We start from the raw sequence: 16,052 nt of genomic DNA, 5'->3' as shown, positions 1-16,052 counted from the left end.
GGAACGCGGCGCGGGAAAGCATCGCGTTCCATGCCGCGCCGAGGTTTTCATCGAGGTGACAGGAAACCCGCGCGATGTAGGACCAGGCTGATTGTGTCGTCGTCGGCCTCTATCCACAATGTGTCGGTCGAACGGTTGCATGGTGATCCGTTCGATACCTCGTACCCGAAGCTTGTCTTCGTTCCGAACGCCGCCCGATGCGGGCGGCGTCTTTTTTCCGCGCTCGACGCGCGGCACGGAACGCGGCGTCTGGCCGAGCGACAGGGAAGAGTGCCTTGCGGCGGCCGGTGGGCACGGTCGCGGCCGATCGAGTGGACCGAGCGGCCAACGTAACAACGCTGCCGTATGCGAGCGCAGGGCACTCTTTCCTGTCGGCGGTCGCCGACGGGTTTCGCATGCCGCGTATCGCCGTCGCCGGTCACGGCAACGGGTATGCGGTGCGGCGGCTCGCCCCGTGTCATGTGCGATACCGATACACCCCGAGCGGTGCATCACCGACGAAGCATCGCGATCGAGCGTGCCGCCGGCGCCATGTCGTTTCCATCGTTCATACGCGCAGCCTTCGTGCGCGGTCAATCATCAAGGACTCCATCATGAAGACTCGTATTCAAGCCATTCCCGCCGTGATCGCACTTGTCTGCGCTACCGGCATGACGAGCGTCGTCGCGGCCGAAGCCGGCGCGGCCACGCTGCCGAAAGGCGTCGTCGCCGTGGTGAACAACATGCCGATCGCGCAGAGCGACGTGGACGCGATCGTCAACGCATCCGGGCAAGCCGATACGCCGGCGCTGCGCGACGCGGTGAAGCGCGACCTGATCGTGCGGCAACTGGTCGAGCAGGCCGCCGACAAGGCGAACTACGGCAGCCGCCCCGAAGTGCAGGGCATCGTCTCGCGTGCGCGTGCGAACGCGGCGGCCGATCTGTACCTGCGCGACGCGCTGGGCGCGCAGCGTGTGACCGATGCGCAGGTGAAGGCGCGTTACGACTACATCGTCGCGAACGCGGCGCAGTTCGAATACCGGGCGGAAGTGGTGGCCGTGGCCGATCCAGCGAAGGCGAATGCGGCGGCCGCCGAGCTGAAGCAGGGCGCGGCGTTCGACACGGTCGCGAAGAAGTACAACACGACCGCCAACGGCGGCGTGGCCGAGTGGAGCGAGCTGAAGACGCCGCTGGCCGAAGGCCGTACGGGCGGGCTGCCGATGCCGCTCGCGCAGGCGATGACGTCGCTGAAGCCGGGCGCCGTCTCCGGCCCGATCCAGGTCGGCAATGCGTATGCGTTCGTGAAGCTCGACGAGAAGCGCCCGGTGGTCGTGCCGAGCTTCGACAAGGCCAAGGGCGTGCTGCGACAGCAACTGGAGCAGCAGGCCCGGCAAAGCGCGATGACCGCACTGGTCGACAAGCTGGCCGCGCAGGCGACGATTCAGCAGTAAAAAGCACCAACAAAATGAGGCTCGGCGGGCTGTGAGCCCGCCGAGCCTTTTGTCGGCCTCTTCGTGGTTTCGCTGGCATCCAAGCGCTTCCGGCGCCACCGAAATCACGCAGGGTGCCAATCACGTCATCCTGCAACTACCTCCGATCGAGGCCATCACGCCCATCGGCGAACCCTCCAAAACTCATTCCGTCAGCATTTCCTACGCCGCTTCGACATGAATCATGAAGGTCACGGGCGGGGCAATGCGCGTCATGTCGAGTGCGAGTTCGACGATCGCGGGTGTCGGGTTGCTGCAATCGATCGACGCGATCGCCAGCCGGTCGAACCACGCGCAGTGCGCGATTTCCCGGGATGGACGGGCTATCGCGTGCGCGTCGAGATCCGCCAGGAACACGTGATGCAGCTTGTGCTTGCCGGCCGCGCGAAACAGGTAGCGCAGGTTCCGGCAGACGAGCCCGGTTTCTTCCGCGAGTTCGCGGCGCGCGGCGTCGCTCAGCGATTCGCCGGGTTTGGGCCGGCCGCCGGGTAGCGCCCAGCGGGCGTGCAACCGGGCGACCAGCAGAATCCGGTCGCCGCGTCGGCACAGGACGGTGGCGCGTTCTTTCACGATGGTGTCGTCCGATTGCATGCGGCGGATGCCGCGGTGTGAAAAAAACGCCGCCTCCGGGAGGCGGCGTCAAGACGGAGAGGTTTGCTTCGCGTCGATCGATCGAAAAAATGCGGCGTCGGTCATCCCGCAGCGCTATTGTCCGGAATGGCGTTTCGGCAGGAAATCAGACTGGCCTGATTCTTGGGGCCACGCTCGACCGAATGCGTCGGGCGGCTACTCGGCCACCGCCTCCCGCGCCAGCAGCGCAGCGAGTTCCCGTGCCTGCGGTATCCGCGCGATCGTTTCCAGTGCCGCCGCCTCGAGCTTGCGACGCTGTTCGACGTCACGCACCAGCTCGACGCATGCATCGACCAGCGCGTCATACGGCGCCGCGCGGAACCCGCCCGCATAGTCGGCATCGACCGCCGTCGTCGGCGACACTTCGCCGACGATCGCCTTGCCGTTGGTCATCAGGTAGAACACGCGCACGATCTCGAAGATGTGCGACGCATAGTGATGCAGGTTCAGCACGACTTTCGCACGTGCGATCAATGCGTCGCGCGCTTCGCCGTACACGCCATAAACGGTGCATACCTTCAGCCCGCGCGCGGCCAGCGTGTCGAGCACGGCCTGACGCCGTGGCCCGATCGAGCCGTAGAAGAGGACGTCGATGTCTTGCTCCACGGTTGCCGGAATGCGGCGCAGCGCCGGATGAAAGCCGAGTTTCAGATGGCGCGTATCGCGTATTCCGACGCTGTGAAGCTTCGCGAGATTGCGTTCGCTGTAGTCCCAGGTTTCGAAGCGCGAGGTCCAGAAGTAGATCCGCTCGTTCCAGTCGCGCTCGTCCACGTGAATCTGCTCCGTGTTGACGACGATCGTGTCGGCCGGCACGTGCTCGATCGACCGCGGCTCGGCATGATGGCAGCCGATCATGATGTTGCGCGCGCCGGGCATCAGGACGTTGTCGTTCATGTGGACGGCGTGGCCGAGATCGTGCAGGCCGTATGCAATGACTTCCGCGAGTTCGTCGAACGCTGCCGTATGCGGGTTGTCCGGCGGCCGGACGACGCAGATGTTGTAGTCCATGCTGCGCTCCCGGCTATTCGACGTCGCGGCCGGCGAGATCGCGGAGATCCGCCGCCGCCTCGTCGAGCACGGGCCCCCAGTCAGCGAACGTCCGTTGCCGGTACAGCGACGCGCCCGGATAGAACAGGCTGTCGCGCCGGTCGTGCTGCCAGACCCAGTGCGGGTTCGCGTCGAGCAGCACCCACGTGAACTGGCCGAGCGCGCCGCTCAGGTGCGCGACCGACGTGCACACGGTGATCACGAGATCGAGTGCGCCGATGAACGCCGCGGTGTCGTCGAGCGTCTTCCATTCGCGTGTCATGTCCGCCACTTCAAAGCCGGCCGCGCGCGCCGCCTCGATGTCGTGCTGCGCACCCGGTTGCAGCGAGTAGAACGCGACGTCCTGCTGCAAGTTGTCGAACGCGTCTGCGTAGCGCTCGAGCCCGACCCGGCGGAAGCGGTTGCGCTGGTGCGTGAGACTGCCGGTCCATACCAGGCCGACCTTCATCCGCCGCTCGCCGGCGAGCGCATTGCGCCATGCGTCGGTGGCCGCGACATCCGCACGGAGATAGGGCACGGACGTGCCGAGCGCGTCGGCGTCGAGGCCGAGTAGCCAGGGAATGCTCATCAGCGGCAGTTCGTAGTCATGGTCGGGTAGGCGTTCGATGCGGGTGCCGATGTCGAAGACGTCGGCGTGATGGCCGAGACTGCGCGCGATCAGTGCGCCCAATTCCGGAAATACGTTCCACACGATGCGTCCGCCTTCGCGATGCACGCGCTTCGCGAGCAGCGGCAGGTAGCGGCTGAACTGCAGCACGTCGCCGAGCCCTTGTTCGCCCCAGACGAGCAGCGTTTTGCCTGCGAGCGATTCGCCGCGCCAGCGCGGCTGCGCAAACATGGGCAGCCTGCCACGCAGCTCGCCCGCGCCGCGCCAGCGGGCTTCGTAATCGGCCCAGCCCGACGCGAAGTCACCGCGCGCGAGGCGCAGCAGCGACAGGTTGTAGCGGTGTGCCGGGTCGTGCGGATCGAGCGCGCAGGTGCGCAGTGCATACCGCTCGGCGTCGTCCCACTGCTGCGCCTCCTTGAGCATGGTGGCCGCATTGTTCGTCGCGCGTGGGCTGTCCGGCGCGAGCCACACGGCACGCGTGGCCGCGCGTTGCGCGCCGTCCAGGTCGAATCGGTTGAGGCGCGTGATCACCGCATTCGTCCAGGCCCGGGCGTCGTGCGGATCGTCGTCGAGCGCGCCTTCGACGAGCGCGTGTTCCACGTCGGAGTCGCCGCCCGACATGCGGATCGCGAGCGCGAGATTGTTCTTCAGCGACGGCCACGCGGGTGCCAGGTCGAGCACCTTGCGGTACGGCACGATCGCATCGGCGTGACGCCCGGCCACCTGGAGTGCGTAACCGCAATTGAAAGCCGCCGCCGGCGACGCGGGATGCATCCGCCAGTGCTCGGCGGCAAGCTCGGCGGCACGCGTGACGTCGCCGCGATCGATCAGCATCTGCGTGGCGCCGGCGACGGATTCGTCGAGCCTTCCCGGCGCCGCTTCCGCGCCGGTCGATACGGCCTGAACGGCATCGTCGTGATCGTCTTGCAGATGCGGGATGTCGGCGAGAGTGGGCATGTCGTACGTCGTGATCTGCATGTGAAATTGCTCCGGGAAACCGTTCGCGCATCGGCGCGGCGATCGGTTGCATCGTCAATCGGGGAGGGGACGCCGAACGTTCGTGTCGAGACGTTTCGGGCCAAAGGCGTCGCAGGCGTCATGCCGGTTGCGGCGGAGGCCTGGCGCCGTGATGGGTTCCACTTTATGCACACGCTGCCGGCAACTAAATCGGACCAGTCCTAAAAGGGCTAACACGATGAGTCTCGGGGGCTGCCAACGGGGAGGAGTGGCGTGTGGCCGCCGTGCCTGCGGGTAATGCGTCGCCTTCGTTCGACGGGCGGCGCCGCATCGGCCCGGGCCCGCCGGTGTAGGCCTGGTCCGATTCCTTCGCGCCGCCGCCGGACAATAAGACCCGTCCGATAGAGATTCGCGTCCAACTCGCCTGTAATACGCAGCATCCGCCGATGTCGATCGGCTTGAAACATGCGATGGAGGACAGTCGATGAGTGATGCAGATAATCTGGTGAAAGGCGCGGTGGTCAGCATGATTGCGAGTTCGGCGACAGTCGCGCTCGTGCATTTCGTGATCGAAGCCGGCACGCGATGGAATGCCGGCGGCTTGGTGGTGACGCTTGTCTCGGCCGTGCTGATGGCATTCGTGCTGCTCGTGCCGCCTGCGTTCGCCGCATGGCGCAACCGGGAGGACACGATCGATCCGTTCTTCGAGCCGGCCGCATTGAAGCCGATCCTGCAAGGCCGCGCGGTGGGCATCGTGCTCGGCATCGTGTTCGGGATCTCGGTCGTGACGGGCTGGCAATGATGGCGACGAACGCGCCCGCTTTGCTTGCCGGAGATCCGGCCGTGCGCTCGACCATCCAGGTCATTTCGCTACGCCGCAGCCATGCGCGCCGGCACGCGTTCCGCGTGAACAACCCCCATCTGGATTTCGAGTTCGTCGACGCGATCGACGGACGCGCGCTGTCGGATGCCGATCTCGCGGTATCCGGCCTGTTCGCGCCCGGGCTGCCGTACACGCGCGGCGCGTTCGGCATCGCGATGACCACGCACCGTCTGTGGACCGACATCGCATCCGGCAGCGAGCTGGTGACGATCGCCGAAGACGATGCGATCTTCCGGCCGGACTTCCACGACGCCACGCTGCAATTCCTGCGCGATAACCCCGGGCGTCACGATTTCGTCGCGTGGGGCTACAACTTCGATTCGATCCTGCGCGGTTCGATCTTCAACAGCCGCACGCCGGTGACGATGCGCTTCGACGAAGCGGCGCTCACCGACGCGATCGGCGATTTCCAGAACGACCGCGGCCCGGTGCTCGTGATGAACCTGCTCGAGTTCTACGGAATCTGCGCCTATACGATCTCGCCGGCCGGCGCGCGCTTCCTGCTCGACCGCTGCTTTCCGCTGCAGCCCGAGATGCTGTATTCGCACGGGCTGGGCCGGACGATGGCGAACTGCGGCATCGACGTCGTGATGAACAAGTTCTACAGCGCGATGCGCAGCGCGGCCACCTTTCCGCCGCTCGCCGTGACGATGAATGCGCGCGAGACGTCGACGATCCAGGTCTGATCGCGCGAAACGACGAACCGGCCGCGCAAGCGACTATCCAGCAGTCAGCGTGTGTATCAGACGCACGGCGGATCGGGCGATTCGTCGGGTTAGCCGCTGCCGTGGTCAGCGGCAGCGGCTTTTTGCGGGTTCGATGCGGATGACCGGAAAGACGCGGGCAGACTTCCGACGTTTGGAAAACAGCGATCGTCTCTTGATCATGCTGAACACGGCAGAAGCGCGCTTGACGGGTTGCAGAATCGACCTGCTCCGATTGGCTGTGACAATCGGCCACGTTAAACGGAAGGGGTGTGGCGCCGAAGGCGCTGCGGTGGCGGCCGTTGGCCCCGGCCGCCATCATGCTATTTCCTTGATAGCACCTGCACCTGACGCTGCCTGATGCAAGCGCCGACGCGCTTCCGGCTGCCACACACACTTCCTTGTCGTGCTACGCCCGCTGTCAGACCGAAACCGTGATACCCGCCGGGCCCGATTTCCCCACAGGCCGCACCACGATTTCCACATGCTGGCCAAATGCCGCCAGCGTCACCATCAGTTGATCCAGCGAAACGTTCCGGAGCCTCTCGCGCTGCTCGGGCGTGACCGCCGGCCGGGCCATTTCCGCGAGCGCCGCAGCCTCGTCCTCGGTCAGGGCTTGCGAGGCGATCAGCGAGTTGAGTTTCAGCACGAGTGCGGACTTGGCCGCCAGTTCCCCGACGTCGTAGAAGTCGAAATCGGTCGGCACGTTGTCGGTGTCATGATTCTGGTCGTCGCGATTCATTGTGCGTCTCCCGTGACCGCCGAGAACTGCGGCTGCTGCTGTTCCATCGTGGTATCGAAAGCGGGGAATCCCTTCTTCCCGACAGGATCGCGGCTCGCATCGTCGATCGGCGTGATCACCAGCCGCTGGTGCGACACCTCGATCTGCAAGCGCTGCTCGGGCTCGAAGCCCGCTGCCTCGATCCACCGGCCGGACAGCTTCATCCACAGATGCAGGACAGGTGGCGCCATATCGGTGAGCCGGATATGCGGAACGATGCGGCGAGATTGAAAAGATGTCTGAGTGTTGACGAAACAGTCTTGGAAAAGAAACGGTGCGCTATGATTCGCGTCAGCCATGGTCAACTCCTGTGTTGAGTTGGTTGTGGTCAGCGGCCTGCAGGTGCTCCTACATCTGCAGGCCGCGCTCGTTTACGCAGTGGATTTCGATCGTCACCTCGTCACGTGCCTCGCGTGCCGACATGCCCTGAACGTCCTTGCGAAAACGTGCAACCACTGTAGCCAAGTTCGACCGGTTTCGGGTGATGGTTATGTGCGTTTCAGCAGAACTGGCCATCAGGCCAATGTCCCGGATGCTTGCTCCTCAACGATTTCGGGGCGCCTGCGTTGGCTGGCCGCGTCGTCGTTTCATCACCGATGTGTTGAAAAACGTGTCGGCCGATTGTTTCGATGCGCCCGTTGCACGCCGCGTGAGAATCTCGTTCGCCGCCCACCGTGACGATGAATGCGCGCGAGACGTCGACGAAACCGGCCGCCATCCGTCAATGAACGGCGGTCTTTATAACGGGAACGAATCCCAGCGCGAATCGGTTCAGTCCTATTGGATACGGCGTCCGGTGACGTTAAGCTTGGTTTGCGCGGCACCGTGACGCATATTCGACGGCGGTCGTTGGGCCCGGCCGTAATGCGCGCTACGTTGGTTGTAGCACTACTCCTCACGCTGCCTTATGCGAGCGTCGAACACCGGCCCACGGTTGCCGCGCACTTCCTTTGTTCGTCATCCGGACGAACCGAAGCGAGCCGCATACCCGCTTCGCTCCCGCTTCATCCTCAATGCTTCGCCGCCGCCATCGCGAGCGGGTCGGCACGCTGCTCCGCGTCGGCTTCGGCGCGCCGTGTGAGCGCGCCTTCGGCGCTGTTTCGATACTGCTCGAACTCCCGCGCGAACGCCACCGCGTCGCCGGCCAGCGCCAGCGCTTCCAGCGACGCGCAGAGGGCCGACACGTCGCGCTCGCCGATCATCGCGAACGCGCCGCGCATGCTGTGAATTTCCGCGCGAGCAGCTTTCAGGTCGCCGTATTCGAGCGCACGCGCGATCGCGGCATTGGCCCGATTCGTCGCGTCGACCAGCGCCGCGCGCAGGTCGCGCGGCAGCGGCCCGCGCGTGCTCGCCGGCGCCGGCGGAATCGCGCGGCCCGGCCGCCACGGGCCCGTGTATTTCGCGATCGCCTGTTCGAGCGAGCGCAGCGACGTCGGCTTTGTGACGATCTCGTCGATGCCGGCTTCCTTCGACAGCCGCATTTCGTCCGGCTCCGCATGTGCGGTCACGGCGAGGATCGGCAGCGCGCGGCCGCGTTCGCGCAGCATCCGCGCGAGCGCATAGCCGTCGAGGCCCGGCATGTTGAGGTCGGTCATGACGATCGCGTAGTCGTGCCGCTCGACGAGATCGAGCGCCTCCGCGACGCTCGACGCCACGTCGGCACGATAGCCGAGCACGTCGAGCTGATCGTGCACGAGCGAGCGGTTGACCGGGTTGTCGTCGACGAACAGCACGCGCAGGTCCGGCGTATCGCCACCGGCCGGCGCGGGTTGCATCCCGTGCTGATGGTCGAGCGGCAACGGCAGCGACACGACGAAGGTTGACCCGACGTTCGGTACGCTGTCCACGGCGATGCGCCCGCCCATCGATTCGGCGAGCCGGTTGCTCAGCGGCAGGCCGATGCCCGTGCCGCCGAAGCGGCGCGCGATCGATTCGTCGGCCTGCGCGAACGGCTCGAACACGTGTTCGAGCTGCGCGGCCGTCATGCCGATGCCGGAATCGCTGACGCGGATCATCACCGGCGTGCCGTCGGCCACGGGTGCCGTCACCGAAAGGGCGACCGTGCCGCGGTCGGTGAACTTGATCGCGTTGCTGACCAGGTTGACGACGATCTGCCGCACCCGCAGCGGATCGCCGACGTACGGCCGCGCCGCCTGCGCATCGACGTCGACGCGCAGCGCGACGCCTTTCGCGCGCGCGATCGGCTCGAACAGCTCGACGATGTCGCGCGCCAGTTCGTCGATGCGGAAGCTGGTGGCTTCGAGCGTCATCCGGTCGGCTTCGATCTTGGTCATGTCGAGCACGTTGTTCAGCATGTCGAGCAGCATCCGCGCGGCCGACGTGACCGCGTGCAGCCGCGACTTCTCGCGATTGCGGTCGGGCGCCTTGTCGAGCAGTTCGAGATTGCCGAGCATCGCGTTCAACGGCGTGCGGATCTCGTGGCTGATCGTCGCGAGGAAGGTCGATTTCGCGCGGTTCGCGCTGTCGAGCGCGCGCTCGGTGTCGGCGCGCGTCGTGATGTCGGAGAAGCCGCACAGCAGCGTGTCCTTGCCGCGATAGCGCACGCGCACGAAGTTGACGAGCAGGTCGCGCGCGCGGCCGTCGTCGAGCGTCACGGGGAACTCCACGTCGAGCTGCACCGGGGCGCCGTCCGCCCCCTGACGGTAGCGCGCGAGCAGGCGCTCGTGCAGCGGCGGCTCGCCGGCCGCGCTTTCGTACAGCTCGTGCATCCGGTTGCGCAGCAGCACCGCGTCGGTATCGAGCGATACGAGCACGATGCCGAACGGCGACGTCGCGATGATCGCGCGGCTCATCTCGTCGGTTTCGAACACGCGGCGCGAGCGGCGGAACACCGGCGCGAACACCTTCAGGTCGAACGCGATCACGAGCGTCCACAGCACGGCGAGGATCAGCGCGGCCACGCCGAACTCGCGCACGATCGTCGGCCAGATCGCGATCGCGATCGTGCGCCACGAATATGCATAGACGATCGCGAAGCCTGTATCGGCGATCCGGTCGCTGATCGTGAACACGCCGTGCAGATAGCTTTCGTGGAAGCGGTGGAGGCCGTGCCGCCACGCGTTCTCGGCGAGCGCGTGGCGCATCAGCGCGGCGCCGTCGATCGACGCGCGCGTGCGGTCCTCGTCGAGCAGCACGCGGCCGGCCTGGTCGACCAGCATCACGACCGCATCTTCCGGCGCCTGCTTCAGCCGGTCGTCGATCACGTTCACGTCGAGATCGCTGACGAAGGTCATGAAGTGCCGCGGGCCGTCGAACGCCGGTTCGACGAGACGGAACACCTTCTTGCCGGTGAGCGGATCGATCGCGGGCGGCTCCCATGCGATGCGGCGCGTCGCGCGCCAGTAGCGTGCGACGGCCGGGTTCGACCAGTCGGCCACGTTGAACGCGAGGCGGTCGATCAGCGCGCGCGTGTCGGCCACGCCGATGCGCTCCAGCACATCGCGATACGGCATCGACGGCGGCGGCGTGATCGCGAGCACGTTGCGGTCGGGGCTGTACGCGTAGCCCGACAGCGGCATCCCCGATTGCCGCTCGGCGGCCGCCACCGAGATCGTCAGTCGTTCCATCAACTGCACGTATTCGTCTACGTCGTTGCCGGCCAGCGCTTCGGGCGTCGTGGCCACGAAGATGTCGCTCACGTTGCGAAACGGCGACAGCACGACGTGGCCGTCGCGTGCGAGCGCCTCGGCCGCGCTGCGCGAATGGTGCGGGTGGCTGTTCCACAGCAGCTCCGCGTTGATTATCGAGCGCCGCACCGATGCCTGTTTCGCGTCGATCTCGAGTTCGACGAGCGCCTTATGCGTGGCGAACAGCTCGCGCCGTTTGGCGATGTAGTCGCGCACCGAGCCGTCGAGCAGCACGCTTGTCGCGAACAGGATCACGAGCGACAGCACGGCGGCGCCGCCGTACAGCGTGAAGCGCTGGTAGCGGTGAAGCAGGCTCAGGTCGCGCGCCTCGCCGTCGATCGACGCGAACGGCGCGCTGGCGTCCACCGGGGACACGAACAGGTTTCGGATGGGCATGGGACGAATACCGTGAAATCAATGCGCAAATCGTGGGCCGCGCGCGATGCGAACGACGAGAGCCGTTCGCGAACCGCGACGCGTAGCGATATCCGTAAGCCGTGTGGGATGGCAGGCGATTGCACTGCCGGCTCGGGGAACGAGCCAATTATCGTGATGGCAGGGCCGCCGGTATGTAGGGCAGTCCGAAGCAATTCGCTCGGAGTGGTAGGACTGGTCCTAGTTTGCGAGGCGGCCTGCGCGCTGCGTTTATAAGGCGCGATCGGCGTGCGTGTCAAACGATGCCGTGTTTCTGGCGAGTGTCGTGTGGTGTTTTCCTCGCAAAAGTGTCAGGCATCGTCATATTCGGACCAGTCTTAGTAAATAAGTTTTGCCGCGTATTGCTGTCTGATTATCGAAAGCAGTTGCAAAAAATATATTGCCTCACGTAGCTCGAACTTCGTCTCACACTTTCGTATAGAGGCAATCAACGTGAACAAGACATACCGAACCGTCTGGAATCCGACGACGGGTACATGGGTCGCAGCAGCCGAAACGGCGCGTGCGCGCAAGAAATCGAACTCGACGATGCGTTCGTCGGTAACGGCCGCGGTGGCGGTCATGGCGGGTTTTGGCGGCGGCGCGATTGCGATCGATGCGGAAGCGCAGACGGCGAACGGGAATGGCGCGCTGAACCTGTGCGGGGGAGCGAACGGGGCGGTTGGCCATACGTTCGGCTACTCCGCTTCAACGACGAACGCAAACTGTGCGGCTATCGGTACCAACAATCCAACCTACGGAGGGCGTGCGCCTTCGTTCGTGCTGGGAAATGGTGGTGATCTGAATGGTGCATCCGGGCCCGGCTCAACGGGTAGCACCGCATCGGTGGCGGGCAGCCGGGACGGTCATTTGATGATTTACGGTGCCAATGGCGTTCACGTCACAGGCACAACGGATTTTGCCAATACCGTCAGTATGACGAACAACCGCATCCAGAACCTGGCCGCCGGTACGGTCGGCACGGATGCGGTCAACTTGAACCAGTTGAATGCTGCGATCGCTGCGACGGATAACCAGTTTGTCGCCTTCAGCACCGGACCCTATGCGGCCAACTCTGCCGCCACCGTTGGGACCAACAACAGCGCGACGGCGGTCGGTCCGAATGCGAGCGCCACGGGGACATCGGCCGTCGCGCTCGGCGGCAATACGGTAGCAACCGCGCAGAATGCTGTGGCGCTCGGTACGATCTCGCGTGCGACCGGGGCGGAAGCGACGGCTGTTGGTGTGGGTGCTGCCGCCACCGGCGCGTCAGCGACGGCTTTGGGTCGTGGCGCGGCGGCTACCGGCAACAATTCCACGGCTCTCGGCACATACGCATCGGCGGTTGGTACCGGCAACCTGGCGGTGGGCGGCGGAGCCGCCGTCGCGCAGACCGGCCGTTTTGTTCCGTCGAACATGATTGCGATCGGAACGGGTGCCAGGGCAATCGACGGTGACGTGACGGGCGCGAACGGTTCGATCGCGATCGGCAACAGCGCAACGGCCGGTGGTACCGGTTCGATCGTGATCGGTACGAACGCGCGGCATTCGGGCTCTTCCGCAACGGTCCTCGGCGGCGAAGCGAGTGCGATGGGTGGCGGAGCCGGGGTCGCGGTGGGTTACGGCGCGATGGCTTCGGGAAGCTCGGGTGTTTCGCTGGGCACCAACTCGACGGCGAGCGCGGCTTCGTCTATTGCATTGGGCACGAACAGTGTGGCGAATCGCGCCAATGCCGTGTCCGTCGGATCGACGGCGCAGCAGCGCCAGATCACGAACGTGGCTGTGGGGACGGAGGGTACGGACGCAGTTAACGTGAATCAGTTGAACGCCGCGATCGCGGCTGCCGACGATCCCTACGTGAATGTCAGATCAGGTACGTACGCCCCGGCGGTAGCGGCGCAGGCAGGCAATAGCGCGACTGCTATTGGCGCGAATGCGAGCGCCGCGGGGACTTCAGCCGTTGCGCTCGGTGGCAGTTCGATGGCATCCGCAGATAATGCGGTGGCACTCGGCACGCGTTCGGAAGCGACAGGCATTAACTCCATTGCGGCAGGTGTGAATTCGCACGCCAACGCGAACAATACGGTGGCACTCGGTTCGCTGTCCGTCGCTGGCGCGACCAATGCCACTGCGGTGGGCAATGGTGCCAATGCATCGGCTATAAACACGGTCGCGCTTGGCCAGAGCTCGGTTGCAAGCGGTGCGTCGGCGATCGGCATCGGCTTCCGGGCCAATGCGCAGGCAGACAATTCGGTCGCGCTTGGCGCGGGCTCGGTGGCGAACCGGATTAATTCGGTTTCGGTCGGCAACGTCGGTTCGGAACGGCAGATCACCAACCTCGCGGCCGGTACGGTGGGGACCGACGCGGTGAACCTCGCCCAACTGAACGCGGCCATCGCGACTGTCGACGGCAACAGCCCGTACTTCAAGGCGAACGGCGCAGGCGACGGCAGCGATGCTGCAAGTGCCACGGGCGCCGGCGCGGTTGGCATCGGCTCGAACGCGAAAGCGCTCGCGGCCGGCGGCGTCGCGATCGGCAGCAGCGCCACCGCAGGCATGGCCAACAGTATCGCAATCGGCAATGACGTGATTGCCGCGCAGGATGGCGTGGCAATCGGCCAGGGTGCACGTGCGCAAAATGCGAACGCAACGGCGATCGGTACGAAATCGGCAGCTGGCCTGAACGGCACAGCGCTCGGTACTAACGCGCATGCCGTTACGGACGCAGTTGCGTTGGGCGTCGATGCAACGGCGGCCGGCGGCAATTCGGTCGCGTTGGGTAACGGGTCGATCGCTGCGTCCAACACCGTATCGGTTGGCAGCGTCGGCAACGAACGCAAGATCACCAACGTGGCAGACGGTGCGCTGTCGAACACGAGCACGGACGCCGTGAACGGTTCGCAACTGTTCGCGACGAACACGCGCGTCGGTTCGCTGGAGGATTCGCTGAAGGGTGGCGGTGTGATCGACCCTGATACGGGCGAATCGTTGGCGGTGGTGTACGACACTACGGCGAAGGATAAGGTGACGCTGGGCGGCGGCACGAACGGCACGACGCTCGCAAACGTGAAGGCGGGTGTTGCCGATACGGACGCGGTGAACGTGAGCCAGCTGAAGGGCTCGGGCCTGATCGGCGACGACGGCAAGGCGATTGCTGCGGTGACGTACGACCGTAACGCGAACGGTACGCCGAACTACGGTTCGGTGACGCTGGGCGACGGTACGAACCCGACGCAACTGAAGCACGTGGCTGACGCAACCGACGACAGCGACGCGCTGAACCTCGGCCAGTTGAAGGACTCGGGCCTGGTGGGCGACGACGGCAAGGGCAACCTGACGTCGTTGGCGGTGACGTACGACAGCGCGACGAAGGACACGGTCACGCTGGGCGGCGGCACGGACGGCACGACGCTCGCCAACGTGAAGGCTGGCGTTGCCGACACGGACGCAGTGAACGTGAGCCAGCTGAAGGGCTCGGGCCTGATCGGCGACGACGGCAACGCAATTGCCGCGGTGACCTACAACCGTAATGCGGACGGCACGCCGAACTACAACGCGGTGACGCTGGGCGGCGGCAAGTCGACCGGCCCGGTGACGCTGTCGAACGTGGCCGCGGGTGTCGCGGCGACCGACGCGGTCAACGTGCAGCAGTTGCAGCAGAGCGTGGCAAACGGCAACCCGTATATCGGCGGCCGCGGCACGGGTGTCGCCGCGCAGGCGACCGGCCTCAATGCCATCGCACTGGGCCTCGGCTCGGTCGCGGACGAGATCCGTACGGTTTCCGTCGGTAACAGCGCAACGGGCCTGCAACGTCGAATCACGAACGTGCAGAACGGCGAAGCCGACAGCGATGCGGCGACCGTCGGCCAGGTCAACGACTTGATGGGTATCGCGTCGACGAACACGCAGACGGCCATCGACAACGTCAACACGACGACCAAGCAAGCGATCCAGGACGTGAACAGCCGACTGGACGCGATCGGCACGCTTGCGGGCACGGATCCGTATGTTCAGGTCGACGGCCTGAATGACGGCAGCGACAACGCATTTGTTCGTGCGGGCACGTACGGTGTGGCGATTGGCGCGGAAGCCAGCGCGACCGGAGATACGTCGATCGCAATCGGTGCACAGTCGGGAGCATCGGGCTCCGGTTCGGTCGCGCTCGGCGCGGGTGCATCGGCAACCGGTACGGGGGCTGTCGCATTCGGGAGCGGCGTAGCGACCGGTACGAGCGCGCTCGCACTGGGTAACGGCACGAACGCTTCGGGCAACAACGCGGTCGCCGCGGGCTTCAACGCGCGAGCCGCGGGCGTCAACGCCCTTGCGTTCGGCAATACGGCGCGGGCCAATGCGGCCGATTCCATGGCATTCGGCACGAGCGCGCAGGTCGACCCGCTCGCCACGAACTCGATCGCCATCGGCCGTCAGTCCAGCGTCACGGGCACCGCACTGAACTCGGTCGCACTGGGCGCGAGCTCGGTGGCGGATCGACTGAACTCGATCTCGGTGGGCTCGACGGGGCAGCAGCGTCAGATCATTTATGTCGCGCGCGGTACGGCCAACACGGATGCGGTGAACGTCAGCCAGTTGAAGGATGCCGTGGCAGCCTTTGGCGGCAATGCATCGGTCGGCGCAGACGGTTCCATCACGAATCCGACGTACACCATCGGTGGCACCACCTATCGCAACGTGGGCGATGCGCTGAATGCGCTGTCCAACCTGGGCGGTGGCGGTACGGATCCGCTGGCTGTGACCTACGGCACGAACGGTGACGGTTCGCCGAACTTCGAAGTGGTCACCCTGAAGGGCACGGATGGTACGACGCTTGCGAACGTGAAGGCGGGTGTTGCCGACAAGGATGCAGTGAACGTGAGCCAGCTGAAGGACTCGGGCCTGATCGGCGACGACGGCAA

The 16,052-nt window shown here is 65.5% G+C and carries 11 protein-coding genes; 5 read left to right on the top strand and 6 right to left on the bottom strand.

Annotated elements, in window-relative coordinates; all coding sequences use genetic code 11:
• Positions 1-593 precede the first annotated feature (593 nt).
• Positions 594-1,430 carry a peptidylprolyl isomerase gene (locus BT264_RS00350; protein ID WP_072435835.1) on the top strand — a complete coding sequence of 279 codons (837 nt, stop codon included), beginning with the start codon at positions 594-596 and terminating at the stop codon, positions 1,428-1,430.
• Positions 1,431-1,631: 201 nt separating this feature from the next.
• On the opposite strand, the gene BT264_RS00345 is transcribed toward BT264_RS00350, so the two are convergent.
• The 3 genes from BT264_RS00345 to BT264_RS00335 all read right to left on the bottom strand — a co-directional run bounded on the left by BT264_RS00345 (position 1,632) and on the right by BT264_RS00335 (position 4,731).
• A complete protein-coding gene (locus BT264_RS00345) occupies positions 1,632-2,039 on the bottom strand; it encodes an NUDIX hydrolase (protein ID WP_072436407.1) in 408 nt (135 codons plus the stop codon).
• Between the two features lie 216 nt (positions 2,040-2,255).
• Positions 2,256-3,107 carry a CgeB family protein gene (locus BT264_RS00340; RefSeq protein ID WP_072435834.1) on the bottom strand — a complete coding sequence of 284 codons (852 nt, stop codon included), beginning with the start codon at positions 3,105-3,107 and terminating at the stop codon, positions 2,256-2,258.
• A gap of 13 nt (positions 3,108-3,120) precedes the next feature.
• Positions 3,121-4,731, bottom strand: coding sequence for a tetratricopeptide repeat-containing glycosyltransferase family protein (locus tag BT264_RS00335; RefSeq protein ID WP_072435833.1), 1,611 nt, complete (start codon positions 4,729-4,731; stop codon positions 3,121-3,123).
• Positions 4,732-5,194: 463 nt separating this feature from the next.
• Here BT264_RS00335 and BT264_RS00330 point away from each other — a divergent pair, with 463 nt between their 5' ends.
• Together BT264_RS00330 and BT264_RS00325 are read left to right on the top strand one after the other, a co-directional pair.
• Positions 5,195-5,512 carry a hypothetical protein gene (locus BT264_RS00330; RefSeq protein ID WP_072435832.1) on the top strand — a complete coding sequence of 106 codons (318 nt, stop codon included), beginning with the start codon at positions 5,195-5,197 and terminating at the stop codon, positions 5,510-5,512.
• A 41-nt stretch (positions 5,513-5,553) separates the two neighbouring features.
• Positions 5,554-6,279 carry a glycosyltransferase family 25 protein gene (locus tag BT264_RS00325; protein WP_256260551.1) on the top strand — a complete coding sequence of 242 codons (726 nt, stop codon included), beginning with the start codon at positions 5,554-5,556 and terminating at the stop codon, positions 6,277-6,279.
• Between the two features lie 439 nt (positions 6,280-6,718).
• On the opposite strand, the gene BT264_RS00320 is transcribed toward BT264_RS00325, so the two are convergent.
• On the bottom strand, positions 6,719-7,039 hold the full coding sequence (locus tag BT264_RS00320) for a helix-turn-helix domain-containing protein (protein ID WP_072435830.1): 321 nt from the start codon (positions 7,037-7,039) through the stop codon (positions 6,719-6,721).
• Positions 7,036-7,377 carry a SymE family type I addiction module toxin gene (locus BT264_RS00315; RefSeq protein ID WP_072435829.1) on the bottom strand — a complete coding sequence of 114 codons (342 nt, stop codon included), beginning with the start codon at positions 7,375-7,377 and terminating at the stop codon, positions 7,036-7,038. Before BT264_RS00315 ends, BT264_RS00320 begins: the two co-directional genes overlap by 4 nt.
• A gap of 137 nt (positions 7,378-7,514) precedes the next feature.
• On the opposite strand from BT264_RS00315, the gene BT264_RS37740 reads away from it, so the two are divergent.
• Positions 7,515-7,907, top strand: coding sequence for a hypothetical protein (locus BT264_RS37740; RefSeq protein WP_143155670.1), 393 nt, complete (start codon positions 7,515-7,517; stop codon positions 7,905-7,907).
• A gap of 181 nt (positions 7,908-8,088) precedes the next feature.
• Here the strand turns inward: BT264_RS37740 and BT264_RS00310 are convergent, their stop codons facing one another.
• The gene (locus BT264_RS00310) at positions 8,089-11,121 is read right to left on the bottom strand and encodes an ATP-binding protein (RefSeq protein WP_072435828.1); all 3,033 of its coding nucleotides are present in this window, start codon (positions 11,119-11,121) and stop codon (positions 8,089-8,091) included.
• 471 nt (positions 11,122-11,592) lie between these two features.
• Here BT264_RS00310 and BT264_RS00305 point away from each other — a divergent pair.
• The coding region (locus tag BT264_RS00305) for an ESPR-type extended signal peptide-containing protein (protein WP_256260550.1) at positions 11,593-16,052 on the top strand (4,460 nt) is incomplete at its 3' end.

Source organism: Burkholderia sp. NFPP32, from assembly GCF_900119325.1.
In the GTDB taxonomy this organism is placed as follows: Bacteria; Pseudomonadota; Gammaproteobacteria; order Burkholderiales; family Burkholderiaceae; genus Burkholderia; species Burkholderia pyrrocinia_C.
The sequence above is the reverse complement of the archived record's forward strand: the minus strand, read 5'-3'. Positions and strand labels throughout refer to the sequence as shown.

What these genes read in the sequence shown, in the direction of transcription:
- BT264_RS00350 (WP_072435835.1), top strand. Translation starts at nt 594, where the DNA reads ATGAAGACTCGTATTCAAGCCATTCCCGCCGTGATCGCACTTGTCTGC.
- BT264_RS00340 (WP_072435834.1), bottom strand. Translation starts at nt 3,107, where the DNA reads ATGGACTACAACATCTGCGTCGTCCGGCCGCCGGACAACCCGCATACG.
- BT264_RS00335 (WP_072435833.1), bottom strand. Translation starts at nt 4,731, where the DNA reads ATGCAGATCACGACGTACGACATGCCCACTCTCGCCGACATCCCGCAT.
- BT264_RS00330 (WP_072435832.1), top strand. Translation starts at nt 5,195, where the DNA reads ATGAGTGATGCAGATAATCTGGTGAAAGGCGCGGTGGTCAGCATGATT.
- BT264_RS00320 (WP_072435830.1), bottom strand. Translation starts at nt 7,039, where the DNA reads ATGAATCGCGACGACCAGAATCATGACACCGACAACGTGCCGACCGAT.
- BT264_RS00315 (WP_072435829.1), bottom strand. Translation starts at nt 7,377, where the DNA reads ATGGCTGACGCGAATCATAGCGCACCGTTTCTTTTCCAAGACTGTTTC.
- BT264_RS00310 (WP_072435828.1), bottom strand. Translation starts at nt 11,121, where the DNA reads ATGCCCATCCGAAACCTGTTCGTGTCCCCGGTGGACGCCAGCGCGCCG.